The 13,700-nt window shown below is 61.9% G+C and carries 7 protein-coding genes; 4 read left to right on the top strand and 3 right to left on the bottom strand.

Going from position 1 to position 13,700, the window contains the following annotated elements:
• Positions 1–1,035: a lipopolysaccharide heptosyltransferase II gene (gene waaF / locus KHP07_RS21300; RefSeq protein WP_078046551.1), complete on the bottom strand. Its 1,035-nt coding sequence runs from the start codon at positions 1,033–1,035 to the stop codon at positions 1–3.
• Between the two features lie 231 nt (positions 1,036–1,266).
• Positions 1,267–4,206 carry a bifunctional [glutamate--ammonia ligase]-adenylyl-L-tyrosine phosphorylase/[glutamate--ammonia-ligase] adenylyltransferase gene (gene glnE, locus KHP07_RS21295; RefSeq protein WP_100491648.1) on the bottom strand — a complete coding sequence of 980 codons (2,940 nt, stop codon included), beginning with the start codon at positions 4,204–4,206 and terminating at the stop codon, positions 1,267–1,269.
• A gap of 383 nt (positions 4,207–4,589) precedes the next feature.
• On the opposite strand from glnE, the gene aceE reads away from it, so the two are divergent.
• The 4 genes from aceE to msrA all read left to right on the top strand — a co-directional run bounded on the left by aceE (position 4,590) and on the right by msrA (position 12,629).
• A complete protein-coding gene (aceE, locus tag KHP07_RS21290) occupies positions 4,590–7,235 on the top strand; it encodes a pyruvate dehydrogenase (acetyl-transferring), homodimeric type (protein ID WP_078046549.1) in 2,646 nt (881 codons plus the stop codon).
• Between the two features lie 11 nt (positions 7,236–7,246).
• Positions 7,247–8,899 carry a dihydrolipoyllysine-residue acetyltransferase gene (gene aceF, locus KHP07_RS21285; RefSeq protein ID WP_214497986.1) on the top strand — a complete coding sequence of 551 codons (1,653 nt, stop codon included), beginning with the start codon at positions 7,247–7,249 and terminating at the stop codon, positions 8,897–8,899.
• Between the two features lie 315 nt (positions 8,900–9,214).
• Complete coding sequence (locus tag KHP07_RS21280; RefSeq protein WP_099492871.1) at positions 9,215–11,908, top strand: putative bifunctional diguanylate cyclase/phosphodiesterase; 2,694 nt, start codon at positions 9,215–9,217, stop codon at positions 11,906–11,908.
• 73 nt (positions 11,909–11,981) lie between these two features.
• On the top strand, positions 11,982–12,629 hold the full coding sequence (gene msrA, locus KHP07_RS21275) for a peptide-methionine (S)-S-oxide reductase MsrA (protein WP_078046546.1): 648 nt from the start codon (positions 11,982–11,984) through the stop codon (positions 12,627–12,629).
• A gap of 195 nt (positions 12,630–12,824) precedes the next feature.
• On the opposite strand, the gene KHP07_RS21270 is transcribed toward msrA, so the two are convergent.
• Complete coding sequence (locus KHP07_RS21270; RefSeq protein WP_078046545.1) at positions 12,825–13,661, bottom strand: 23S rRNA (adenine(2030)-N(6))-methyltransferase RlmJ; 837 nt, start codon at positions 13,659–13,661, stop codon at positions 12,825–12,827.
• Between the last annotated feature and the right edge of the window lie 39 nt (positions 13,662–13,700).

Here is a 13,700-nt window from a genome sequence, read left to right as displayed (position 1 = left end):
CTATCGGACCTCGACCACAGAGCCCTGCAACCGCTGCAAGGCCTCGTTCACCGGCTGCGGCAGTAATTGCCGCATGCAGTTGTAGTGACCGAAACGGCAGGTGCGATCAAAACACGGGCTGCACTCCAGGCCCAGGCGCACCACTTCGACCTGGTCGGCCAATGGCGGGGTGAAGCCCGGCGAGGTGGAGCCGTACACCGCCACCAGGGGGCGGTTCAGCGCCGCGGCCACGTGCATCAGGCCGGAGTCATTGGACACCACCGAATCGGCGCAGGACAGCAAGTCGATGGCCTCGGCCAGGGACGTGTCGCCGCTGAGGTTCACTGCCTCTTCGCGCAGGCCCGGAATCAGGCGCTGGCGGATGTCCTCACCCACCGGGTGGTCCTTCTTCGAACCAAACAGCCACACCTGCCAGCCTTCACGGATCTTGGCCTCGGCGACCTTGGCGTAATGCTCCGACGGCCAGCGCTTGGACTCGCCAAACTCAGCCCCGGGGCACAAGGCCAATACCGGGCGATCCAGGGTCAGGCCGAACTTGGCCAGGGCGGCGTCGCGGCTCAGCGGGTCGATCTGCAAGCTCGGGCGCGGATACGGCTTGGGCAACTCGGCACCCGGCTCATAGGCCAGGGCCATGAAGCGTTCGATCATCAGTGGGTAGCGGGCTTTGTCCAGCGTGCGCACGTCATTGAGCAGCACGTAGCGGAACTCGCCACGCCAGCCGGTGCGCTTGGGGATGCCGGCAAAATACGGCACCAACGCCGACTTGAGCGAGTTGGGCAGTAGGATCGCCTGGTCGTATTCGCCCGCCAGGGATTTACCGATGCGACGGCGCGTTGCCAGTTCCAGGGCCCCGTGGCCGAGCGGGAAGCTCAAGGCCTTGCGCACTTCAGGCATGCGCTCGAGGATCGGCCGGCTCCACTCGGGGGCGAGCACGTCGATCTGGCAGTCCGGGTAACGCATGCGCAGGCACTGGAACAGTGTCTGCGCCATCACCATGTCACCGACCCAACTGGGCCCAACGATCAGAATATTCATGTAGTTTCCACAAACGATGCGGGGAGGCCTGTGCCTCCCCGCATCGAAAATTTCTGTAGGTCGCGCTTTATATGGGAGCTGGCTTGTGTGGGAGCCGGGCTTGCCCGCGATGCAGGCGCCTCGGAATACCAGTAATACCGAGGTGATGCAATCGCAGGCAAGCCAGCTCCCACGCAAGCCCGGCTCCCACATAAAGCCGATTTCCACATTGGATTGGCGTCATTCAATTAATCAGCTTAACCCCAGCTCTTTCCAGATTCGCATCACCTGGCGCCGTTCGTCGGCGAACTGATCCCCGGCCACCGTACCGGCCTCGTTTTGCAAGGCCTGGCGGTGCGCAGCGGAACGGTAGGCCTTATACACCTCGCGCAGCAGATGGGCATCGGCGGCGGGCATCAAGCCCACCTGCTCCAGGCCTTCCAGAATGCGGATATTGTCGGTGTAGCGCAGCAACGATGGATGTTGCGCAGACCACGCCAAAGCCGCGTATTGCACCATAAATTCAATATCGACGATACCTCCGGCGTCCTGCTTGAGGTCGAACGCCGCCGTGGCCTCGAAGGCATTGGCGCCGGTGCCGGCCGCCGTGGTCTTGGTGCCCAGGTTGTCGCGCATCTTGGCACGCATCTCGCTGACCTCCTGGCGCAGCTTCGCCAGGTCGCGCTCCTGCCCCAATACTTTAGCCCGTACCTGCTCGAATGCCTGTCCCACATCCTGGCTGCCCACCAGCACCCGCGCGCGGATCAGCGCCTGATGCTCCCAGGTCCAGGCTTCATTTTGTTGATAGCGGTCAAACGCGCCCAGCGAGCTGACCAACAGCCCGGACGCGCCGGACGGTCGCAGGCGCATGTCCACTTCATACAACTGGCCGGAGTTGGTCTGCGTGGTCAGCAAGTGAATGATGCGCTGGCCCAGGCGCGTAAAGAACTGCGCCCCGTCGATCGGCTTGGCGCCATCGGTTTCCGCTTGTGGATCGCCATCGTGGATAAACACCAGGTCCAGGTCCGAACCATGCCCCAGTTCGATCCCGCCGACTTTCCCATAACCGACAATGATGAACCCAGGATCGCACAGGGTCCCGTCCAAACGCTGCGGCGAGCCGTGGCGCGCGACAGTCTGGCGCCAGGCCAGGGCCAGCACTTGCTCGAGGATGGCCTCGGCGAGCCAGGTCAGGTAATCGCTGACTTTCATCAGCGGCAGGCTGCCGGCGATTTCCGAGGCGGCCACGCGCAGGCGGTGGGCCAGCTTGAAGTGCCGCAGGGCCTCCATCTGTTGCTCCAGGTCGTCCTCCGGGATGCGCGTCAGGCGCTCGCGCAGCTCGGCAGCCAGCTCCGGCGCCAACGGTGGCTTGAACAGGCGGCCTTCGTTGAGCAATTCATCGAGCAACAGCGGGAAGCGTGTGATCTGCTCGGCGATCCACGGGCTGGCGGCGCACAGGGTTAACAGGCGACGCAGGGCGTCAGGGTTTTCCGTGAGCAGCACCAGATAAGCGGAACGCCGGGCGACGGCTTCCACCAGCGGCAGCACGCGCTCCAGCACCAGGTCCGGGTTGGCATGTTCAACAGCTTGGGCGAGTAGGCGCGGAATAAAGGCATCCAGCCGTTCGCGCCCCAGGCGCTGCATGGCGCGCAGTTGCGGGCTGCCGCGCAGGCCGGCCAGGGCCTTGAGTGCCTTGGGCGCATCGGTGAAACCGCCTTCGGCCAGTTGGCGGCAGGCTGCGTCTTCGTCTTGGGACTCTTCCCACAGCGGCAACCACTCACCGCCCACGACCAATTCGCTTTCTTCGCCCTCTTCTTCGTCCGGATCGGCAATCACTTGGCGGAAGTGCCAGTCCACGCGACCGCGCCAGTGCATCAGGCGCTCATGGAAGGCGGCCCAATCAGCAAAGCCGAGCATAAAGGCAATGCGCGCCTGGTCTTCCGGGCTGTCCGGAAGCATCTGCGTCTGCCGGTCGGCAATCGCCTGGATCGCGTGCTCGGTGTACCGCAGGAATTCGTAGCCATTGCGCAACTCGGCGATCACCGCAGGCGGCAGGTAGCCCTGCCCTTCCAGCGTGCCAAGCACCTTGAGCAGCGGCCGCTGTTGCAGGCTGAGGTCGCGACCGCCGTGGATCAGTTGGAATGCCTGGGCGATAAATTCCACTTCACGGATGCCACCCGAGCCCAGCTTGATGTTGTCGGCCATGCCTTTGCGCCGCACTTCCTGCTGGATCAACTGCTTCATGGTGCGCAGCGCTTCGATCGCGGAGAAGTCCAGGTAGCGGCGGTAGACGAACGGCCGCAGCATGTCGAGCAATTGCGCGCCCGCTGCCTGGTCGCCGGCGACTACCCGCGCCTTGATCATGGCGTAGCGCTCCCAGTCACGGCCCTGATCCTGGTAGTACTGTTCTAGGGCGTTGAAGCTGAGCACCAGCGCGCCCGCCGAACCGTAAGGGCGCAGGCGCATGTCGACGCGGAACACGAAGCCATCGACGGTCATCGGGTCGAGGGCCTTGATCAGTTTTTGACCAAGTCGAATAAAGAATTCCTGGTTGTCCAGCGAGCGTTTGACGCCGACGGTTTCACCGCCCTCGGGGTAGGCGAAAATCAGGTCGATATCCGACGACAGGTTCAGCTCCACGGCACCGAGCTTGCCCATGCCGAGGATCACCATGTGCTGCGGCTCGCCGCTGCGCCGGCCGGTGGGCGTACCGAACTGCACGCAATGGCGCTGGTACAGCCATTGGTAGGCCTGGTCGATGCTGGCGTCGGCCATGTCGGACAGGTCGCGGCAGGTTTGCACCAGGTCCGCCTGGCGGGTGAGGTCGCGCCAGATGATGCGCACTTGCTGGCGCGTACGCTGGCGACGCAGCACGCGGCCCAGCTCATCTTCTGTTTCGGCTTGTTGCACAGCGCCAGCGATCTGCCCGCACAGCTCGCCGGGCGCAAAACCACGGTCCAGCTCGCCCCAGGCCACCAGCTCCAGCAACATCAAAGGGTCACGAACACTCTGTTCAATGACGAAATCACTGGCGGCGCACACGCGGGCGAAGTCGGCCCACCGTTGCGGCGTCCACGCAGAAAGTCCATGATCGTCGTCCAGCGCGGCCACTGCGTCACGAAATGACTGCTCGGCCCGCTGGGCTTTTGGCAAAAGAATGGCTGGCAGTTCGACCAGCGTTGGAAGGCTCATGGTCTATCCTTGATCGGCGCGTAAAGGGCGTGTAGTTGTGAACGCAAGAACCACGCTCTATGAAGGACTGTCGAACAAAGGTGATAAATAGCTGAAATTAATTTCATTTTGGCAGCCAACATCAAACTTTCACCTTTTCTTGTTCGCAAAAGATCAACAATAACGATTATGCTCACCAGCCAGACCGAGCCATACGCTCAGTCTTGTGTAGTTTTACTACTCGTATATACATTCGAAAGGCTGAAATGGCCGACGATTTGTAGTAAAACTACAGGACGCCGAAGCAACCTTCGGCCATCCAAGAATTTATGTCGTCTGCCCACAAGGCCAGTCGCAAACTTCAGGCAACCGATTCTGGTAGCCTTTCCGCCCTGGAGCAAGCCATGCAAGACCTCGATCCCGTCGAAACCCAGGAATGGCTGGACGCCCTGGAATCGGTTCTCGACAAAGAAGGCGAAGACCGTGCTCACTACCTGATGACCCGTATGGGCGAACTCGCGACCCGCAGCGGCTCGCAACTGCCTTACGCCATCACTACGCCATACCGCAACACCATCCCCGTTACCCACGAAGCACGCATGCCTGGCGACCTGTTCATGGAACGCCGCATTCGCTCGCTGGTACGTTGGAACGCCATGGCGATGGTAATGCGCACGAACTTGAAAGATTCGGACCTGGGCGGTCACATCTCCAGCTTCGCTTCCAGCGCAACCCTGTATGACATCGGCTTCAACTACTTCTTCCAGGCCCCGACCGACGAACACGGCGGCGACCTGATCTACTTCCAGGGCCACACCTCGCCAGGCGTCTACGCCCGTGCGTTCATGGAAGGCCGCATCACCGAAGAACACATGAACAACTTCCGCCAGGAAGTGGACGGTAACGGCCTGTCGTCGTACCCGCACCCTTGGCTGATGCCTGATTTCTGGCAGTTCCCGACCGTTTCCATGGGTCTGGGTCCAATTCAAGCGATCTACCAGGCACGTTTCATGAAGTACCTGGAAGCCCGTGGCTTCATCCCTGAAGGCAAGCAGAAAGTCTGGTGCTTCCTGGGCGACGGCGAGTGTGACGAGCCGGAATCCCTGGGCGCCATCTCCCTGGCCGGCCGCGAGAAGCTGGACAACCTGATCTTCGTCATCAACTGCAACCTGCAGCGCCTCGACGGCCCGGTTCGCGGCAACGGCAAGATCATCCAGGAACTCGAAGGCGTGTTCCGCGGTGCTCAGTGGAACGTGACCAAAGTCATCTGGGGCCGTTTCTGGGACCCACTGCTGGCCAAGGACGTCGACGGTATCCTGCAACGTCGCATGGACGAAGTCATCGACGGCGAGTACCAGAACTACAAGGCCAAAGACGGCGCGTTCGTGCGTGAACACTTCTTCAACACGCCTGAACTCAAGGCGATGGTTGCCGACCTGTCCGACGACGAGATCTGGAAACTCAACCGTGGCGGCCACGACCCGTACAAGGTCTATGCGGCGTACCACGAAGCGGTCAACCACAAAGAACAACCGACTGTCATCCTGGCCAAGACCATCAAGGGTTATGGCACCGGTGCCGGCGAAGCGAAGAACACCGCGCACAACACCAAGAAAGTCGATGTCGACAGCCTGAAGTTGTTCCGCGACCGCTTCGACATCCCGGTCAAGGACGAAGAGCTGGAGAACCTGCCGTTCTTCAAGCCGGAGCCGAACAGCGCGGAAGCCCGCTACCTGGCCGAGCGCCGCGCCGCACTGGGTGGTTTCGTGCCACAGCGTCGCGCCAACAGCTTCAGCGTACCGACGCCAGACCTGAGCACCCTCAAGGCTATCCTCGACGGCTCGGGCGACCGTGAAATCTCCACCACCATGGCTTTCGTGCGCATCCTGGCGCAGTTGGTCAAGGACAAGGACATCGGCCCGCGCATCGTCCCGATCATCCCGGACGAAGCCCGTACCTTCGGTATGGAAGGTATGTTCCGTCAGTTGGGCATCTACTCCTCCGTCGGCCAGCTCTACGAGCCAGTCGATAAAGACCAGGTGATGTTCTACAAGGAAGACAAGAAGGGCCAGATCCTCGAAGAAGGCATCAACGAAGCGGGCGCCATGAGCTCCTTCATCGCTGCCGGTACTTCGTACTCCAGCCACAACCAGCCGATGCTGCCGTTCTACATCTTCTACTCGATGTTCGGTTTCCAGCGTATCGGCGACCTGGCCTGGGCTGCAGGCGACAGCCGTACCCGTGGCTTCCTGATCGGCGGCACCGCCGGCCGTACCACGCTGAACGGCGAAGGCCTGCAACACGAAGACGGTCACAGCCACATCCTGGCTGCCACCATCCCGAACTGCCGCACCTTTGATCCTACCTACGGCTACGAGCTGGCGGTGATCATCCAGGACGGCATGAAGAAGATGACCGAAGAGCAGCAGGACGTTTTCTACTACATCACCGTGATGAACGAGTCCTACCAGCAACCAGCCATGCCGGCCGGTGTCGAGGAAGGCATCATCAAGGGCATGTACCTGCTCGAAGAAGACACCAAGGAAGCGGCGCACCACGTACAGCTGATGGGCTCCGGCACCATCCTGCGCGAAGTGCGTGAAGCGGCGAAGATCCTGCGTGACGAGTTCAACGTCGGCGCTGACGTGTGGAGCGTTACCAGCTTCAACGAACTGCGTCGCGATGGCCTGGCCGTAGAGCGTCACAACCGCCTGCACCCTGGCCAGAAGCCACAGCGCACCTTCGTCGAAGAATGCCTGACTGGCCGTAAAGGCCCGGTGATCGCATCGACCGACTACATGAAACTGTTTGCTGAACAAATTCGCCAGTGGGTCCCGTCCAAGGAATTCAAAGTCCTGGGCACCGACGGTTTCGGCCGCAGTGACAGCCGCAAGAAGCTGCGTCACTTCTTCGAAGTTGACCGTCACTTCGTGGTGTTGGCAGCCCTGGAAGCCTTGGCTGACCGTGGTGAGATCGAACCTAAGGTGGTGGCTGACGCTATCGTCAAGTTCGGGATCAACCCGGAAAAACGCAACCCACTGGACTGCTGAGGAGATTTTTTGTGAGCGAACTCATTCGCGTACCTGACATCGGCAGCGGTGAAGGTGAAGTAATCGAGCTGTTTGTGAAGGTCGGCGACACCGTCGAAGCCGACCAGAGCATCCTGACCCTGGAGTCGGACAAGGCGAGCATGGAAATCCCTGCTCCCAAGGCCGGCGTGGTCAAGAGCCTGAAAGTGAAGCTGGGCGACCGCCTGAAAGAAGGCGACGAACTGCTGGAACTGGAAATCGAAGGTGCCGCTGATGCGGCCCCTGCGGCGGCTCCTGCTGCCGCTGCTGCACCTGCCCCTGCTGCTGAAAAACCGGCTGCTGCCGAGGCCGCTCCGGCCCCGGCCGCTGCACCTGCCGCCGCTAGCGTCCAGGACATTCATGTCCCGGACATCGGTTCGTCGGGCAAGGCCAAGATCATCGAGCTGCTGGTCAAGGTGGGCGACACCGTCGAAGCCGACCAGTCGCTGATCACCCTGGAGTCCGACAAGGCCTCCATGGAAATCCCTTCGCCGGCTGCCGGCGTGGTGGAAAGCATCGCGGTCAAGCTGGAAGACGAAGTCGGCACTGGCGACTTCATCCTCAAGCTGAAAGTACAAGGCGCTGCACCTGCTGCCGCTCCAGCACCAGCGGCCGCTCCGGCTGCCAAGGCTGAATCGGCTCCGGCTCCGGCTGCTGCCGCCCCTGCGCCTGCTGCCAAAGCCGGGGCTGCTCCGGCCCCTGCTGCTGCCGCTCCAGCGCCAAGCGGCGCCAAGGTGCACGCCGGCCCTGCCGTGCGTCAGTTGGCCCGTGAGTTCGGCGTTGAGCTGAGCGCTGTGTCGGCCACTGGCCCTCACGGTCGCGTGCTGAAGGAAGACGTGCAGGTTTACGTCAAGGCCATGATGCAGAAGGCCAAGGAAGCGCCAGCTGCTGGCGGCGCTACCGGTGGTTCGGGCATTCCGCCGATCCGCACCGTCGACTTCAGCCGCTTCGGCGAAATCGAAGAAGTGCCGATGACCCGCCTGATGCAAATCGGCGCGGCCGGCCTGCACGCCAGCTGGCTGAACATCCCGCACGTGACCCAGTTCGACCAGGCCGATATCACCGACCTGGAAGCTTTCCGCGTTGCGCAGAAAGCCGTGGCCGAGAAGGCCGGCGTGAAGCTGACCGTGCTGCCATTGCTGCTCAAGGCGTGCGCACACCTGCTCAAGGAACTGCCGGACTTCAATGCTTCGCTGGCGCCAAGCGGCAAAGCGATCATTCGCAAGAAGTACGTGCACATCGGCTTTGCGGTCGACACCCCGGACGGCCTGCTGGTACCGGTCATCAAGAACGTCGACCAGAAGAGCCTGCTGCAACTCGCTGCGGAAGCCGCTGCACTGGCTGCCAAGGCCCGCGACAAGAAGCTCACCCCGGACGACATGCAGGGCGCGTGCTTCACCATCTCCAGCCTCGGCCACATTGGCGGCACTGGCTTCACGCCAATCGTCAACGCGCCGGAAGTGGCGATCCTGGGTGTGTCCAAGGCCACTATCCAGCCTGTGTGGGACGGTAAAGCGTTCCAGCCGAAGCTGATGCTGCCACTGTCGCTGTCCTACGATCACCGTGTGATCAACGGCGCCGCCGCTGCACGCTTCACGCAGCGTCTGAGCCAACTGCTGAACGATATCCGCACTATCCTGCTGTAAGTCGCCATGGCCTCCTCTTCACCGAGGAGGCCTGGCTGCAACGATTTTCGAGCGCCACGCTCGTACCTCAACCCCGCCACTTGGCGGGGCTTTTTTTGCCTGTTGCCCCGTAGGAAGCTGGACACACAAAACAGGTTTGTACACCTTCCATCACCTCGATTGCAGAAATCCCTCTCGCGGCCGATAACCCCCTTATAGCACTTAGCCTTCATCCTCTCTTGTCAGCCCGCGCCGCATGATGCAACCTTGCCGCAGGCAACAGAAAAGAGGGCGTGAGCCCGGCGCCGTGCGCGTTATTTCAAGTGAGTCTCCCCCATGAAAAGCCAACCCGATGTCGCCCGAATGGCGGCCGAGGTAGTGACGCAGTTACCGGTGCCTTCGCGCCTCGGTATGCTGCGTTTCGAGCGGCTTAATGAGGCAAGCTGGGCCCTCCTTTACCTCGACCCCAACTGCGAGCGCCAATTCGGCCTACCGGCGGTCGAGCTGTGCGCCCTGCTCGGCACCCCCTACGCCAGCCTGATGGAGCCCCAGGCGCGCTATGAGTTGCACGACACTATCCAGCAGCAACTGACCCATAGCCCTCACTACCTGGTGCGCTACACCCTGCACACCAGCGACGGCCCACTGAGCCTGCTGGAAATGGGCGAAGCCTACAAACAACACAATCGCCACCTGCTGCGCGGCTACTTGATGGTGGTCGATGGCCTGTTCAGTGAAATCCCCACTGCTGCCCCGACGGCAGACCTGGAGAACCAGAACAGCCGCCTGCAGATCGCCCTGGAACTCAACCAGCGCGCCCAGCAGGAACAGCTGCAGCACCTGGAGCGGGTGCGCGCCCAACAGGAGCTGATCCTGCTGCTGGCCCGCCATCGCTACACCACCAATAATTCATTGCAAGAAGCCGCCGAGCTGATCACCCGCAGCGCCTGCGATATCTATCAGATCGACTGCGCCAGCATCTGGAACCTCGAAGGCCATCACCTGGTGCCGATCTCGGCCTACCACCGCGACAATCAGCAGCACCATTTGCCCGACCCCATTGATGCCAGTTGTTTCCCGGACTACCTGGAGGCCTTGCACACCAGCCGGGCCATCGACGCCACTAACGCGATGCGCGACCCACGCACCCGGGAAATGGCCGACAACCTGCGCGCCAACGACATCCACGCCATGCTGGACGCCAGCATTCGCGTCGATGGCCAGGTGGTGGGCGTGCTGTGCCTGGAGCAAAGCGGCAGCACGCGTGCCTGGCAGGCCGATGAAATCGCCTTCGCCGGCGAGCTGGCCGACCAATTCGCTCAAGTGATCAACAATCACAATCGCCGCACCGCCACCAGCGCCCTGCACCTGTTCCAGCGTGCCGTGGAACAAAGCGCCAACGCTTTCCTGCTGGTCAACTGCGACGGCGTCGTGGAGTACGTCAACCCGAGCTTCACCGCGATCACCCAGTACAGCGCCGAAGAGGTCCACGGCCACCGCCTGGCCCAGTTGCCGGCGCTGGAGAACCTCAGCGAATTGCTCTTCGATGCACCGTCGAGCCTGGCCAAGAGCAACAGTTGGCAGGGCGAATTCAAGAGCCGACGCAAAAACCTCGAACCCTACTGGGGCCAGCTGTCGATCTCCAAGGTGTACGGCGACAACCGCGAGCTGACGCACTACATCGGCATCTACGAAGACATCACCCAGACCAAGCTGGCCCAGCAGCGCATCGAGCGCCTGGCCTACACCGACAACCTGACCAACCTGGGCAACCGCCCGGCGTTCATCCGCAACCTCGACGAACGCTTTGCCCGTGACAGCGACAGCCCGATCAGCCTGTTGCTGGTGGACATCGACAACTTCAAGCGCATCAATGACAGCCTCGGCCACCAGACCGGCGACAAACTGCTGATCAGCCTGGCGCGCCGATTGCGCAACAGCCTGAGTGCCGGTGGCAGCCTGGCGCGGTTTGCGAGTAACGAATTTGCGGTGTTGCTGGACGATACCGACCTGGAGAGCGGCCAGCAGGTTGCCAGCCAACTGCTGGCAACCCTCGACAAGCCGATGTTTGTCGACAACCAATTGATCAGCGTCACCGGCTCCGTGGGCCTGGCGTGCGCGCCGCTGCATGGCCGCGACCCGCAGACCCTTATGCGCAACGCCGGCCTGGCCCTGCACAAGGCCAAGGCCAATGGTAAACACCAGGTACAGGTGTTTACCGAAGCGCTGAATGCCGAGGCCAGCTACAAGCTGTTCGTCGAGAACAACCTGCGCCGCGCCCTCACCCAGAACGAGCTGGACGTGTTCTATCAGCCCAAGCTGTGCCTGCGCAGTGGCCGTTTGCTGGGCATGGAGGCGCTGCTGCGCTGGAACCACCCGGAAAAAGGCATGATCCGCCCGGACCAATTCATCAGCGTGGCTGAAGAGACCGGCCTGATCATCCCTATCGGCAAATGGATCGCGCGCCAGGCCTGCCGCATGAGCAGGCAGTTGACCGCCGCGGGCATGGGCAACCTGCAGGTGGCGATCAACCTGTCACCCAAGCAGTTCTCCGACCCGGACCTGGTGGCTTCGATTGCCACGATCCTCAAGGAAGAACAACTGCCGGCCAACCTGCTGGAGCTGGAGTTGACCGAAGGCTTGCTGCTGGAAGCCACCGAAGACACGCGCCTGCAGCTTGATCAATTGAAGAGCTTTGGCCTGACCCTGGCCATGGACGACTTCGGCACCGGTTACTCGTCGCTGAGTTACCTGAAAAAATTCCCCATCGACATCATCAAGATCGATCGCAGTTTTATCCACGAGATCCCGGACAACCAGGACGACATGGAAATCACCTCCGCGGTGATCGCCATGGCCCACAACCTCAAGCTCAAAGTGGTCGCCGAGGGCATCGAGACCGCCGAGCAACTGGCGTTCCTGCGCCGCCACCGCTGCGATGTGGGCCAGGGTTACCTGTTCGACCGGCCGATACCCGGCGCAGAGCTGTTGGCGATGCTAAAACGCTACCCGCGCGGGCCAATCGCCTGACAGCGCTGTAACACTCGGGCACACTGAGGGTCTGACAATTTACCGCTAACTCAACCTGACGAGAGGACTGATCATGGCCTTGCGCTCGGAAATTCTGGTGAACAAAAACGTGCTGCCTACCCAAGAACAAGCTCTGCCTGGCCGTGAAACCCCGATGGCGCTGCCAGAGACTCACTTCGTCAACGGCAACCCGCTGCTGGGCCCGTTCCTTGATGACGTCGGCTTTGCAATCTTCGGCCTGGGCTGCTTCTGGGGTGCCGAGCGTCGGTTCTGGCAGCGCGATGGCGTGGTCAGCACCGTGGTCGGCTACGCCGGCGGCTACACGCCGAACCCGACCTATGAAGAAGTCTGCTCGGGCCTGACCGGCCACAGCGAAGTGGTGCTGGTGGTGTATGACCAGGCCAAGGTGAAATACGAAGACCTGCTGAAGATGTTCTGGGAACTGCACAACCCGACCCAGGGCATGCGACAGGGCAATGACATCGGCAGCCAGTACCGTTCGGTGATCTACGCGACCACGCCGGAGCAACTGGCAGCGGCGCAGGCGAGTGCCGAGGCGTACCAAGGCGAACTGACCAAGGCCGGCCTGGGTGCGATTACCACTGAGATCGAAGAAGCCCCGACGGTGTACTTCGCCGAGGCGTATCACCAGCAGTACCTGGCAAAGAACCCACAGGGCTATTGCGGGATTGGCGGCACAGGCGTGACCTGCCCGATCTGAAGCCATTTTGTGGTTACACAGATCCCCTGTGGTGAGCGAGCTTGCTCGCGCTGGGGCGCGAAGCGGCCCCAACAAGGCCGCTACGGTTTTTCAGATAGACCGCGGTGACTGGTTTTGGGGCTGCTACGCAGCCCAGCGCGAGCAAGCTCGCTCACCACAACAGCCCGCCCCCCGCAAATTGATCAGCGTTGCTGACTACTCAGCGATCAGCCAATCCATCTGCCAGCCACCCTGGGTCTGACCGAGCTTCTTGGACAACCATGGCAGCAGCTCACGCAGCTCCTCTTCCAGACCCCACGGCGGGTTGGCGATCGCCAGGCCCGAACCCGTCAGGGTATTGGGCGTATCCAGCGGGTGCACCAGCAATTCCACACGCAACAACTTCGGTGCACCGGTACCGGCCAAGTCCTGGTAGAAACGGCGCAGCATGCGCTGGTCTTTCACCGGGTACCAGATCGCCGCGACGGTCTGGCGCATGCGGCCCACGGCTTCCTTCAGGGACGCCGCGCAGCGTTGCATTTCGTCGAGTTTCTCGAACGGCGGGTCGATCAGCATCAACGCGCGCTTTTCGGGCACCGGCAGCAGGGCACGCGGCACATGCCAGCCTTCGCCCAAGTGCACTTTGACGCGGCGATCACCCTTCATGTTGTCCTTGAGCAACACACCGTCTTCCGGGTGCTTTTCATTGAGCAGCACGCGGTCCTGGGGGCGCGTCAGGCGTCGCGCAAGTTCCGGCGAACCGGGGTAGTAGCGCAACTCGCCATCCGGGTTCATTTCATGCAGCACGCGCATGTAGTCGGCGGTCAGCGGCGGCAGGTCATTTTCGCCCCACAGGCGCGCGATGCCTTCCAGGTATTCACCGGTGCGGTTGGCCTGGTCGCCTTGCAGGTCGTACAGACCGATCCCCGCATGGGTGTCGAGGTAGGCGAACGGCTGCTCCTTGCGCGACATCAGGGCGATGAGGCGGGTCAAGGTCAGGTGTTTGAAGACATCGGCATGATTGCCGGCGTGAAAGGCGTGACGATAATTCATGGTTGCTCCTGCGCAGGGGGCGAAGTTTACCTTTTACGC

The sequence above is a fragment of the Pseudomonas sp. VS40 genome (genome assembly GCF_018587885.1).
Classification (GTDB): domain Bacteria; phylum Pseudomonadota; class Gammaproteobacteria; order Pseudomonadales; family Pseudomonadaceae; genus Aquipseudomonas; species Aquipseudomonas pergaminensis.
The sequence above is the reverse complement of the archived record's forward strand: the minus strand, read 5'-3'. Positions and strand labels throughout refer to the sequence as shown.

Excerpts from the sequence above, each read along its gene's own strand:
- waaF (WP_078046551.1), bottom strand. The coding sequence starts at position 1,035 with ATGAATATTCTGATCGTTGGGCCCAGTTGGGTCGGTGACATGGTGATG.
- glnE (WP_100491648.1), bottom strand. The coding sequence starts at position 4,206 with ATGAGCCTTCCAACGCTGGTCGAACTGCCAGCCATTCTTTTGCCAAAA.
- aceE (WP_078046549.1), top strand. The coding sequence starts at position 4,590 with ATGCAAGACCTCGATCCCGTCGAAACCCAGGAATGGCTGGACGCCCTG.
- KHP07_RS21280 (WP_099492871.1), top strand. The coding sequence starts at position 9,215 with ATGAAAAGCCAACCCGATGTCGCCCGAATGGCGGCCGAGGTAGTGACG.
- msrA (WP_078046546.1), top strand. The coding sequence starts at position 11,982 with ATGGCCTTGCGCTCGGAAATTCTGGTGAACAAAAACGTGCTGCCTACC.
- KHP07_RS21270 (WP_078046545.1), bottom strand. The coding sequence starts at position 13,661 with ATGAATTATCGTCACGCCTTTCACGCCGGCAATCATGCCGATGTCTTC.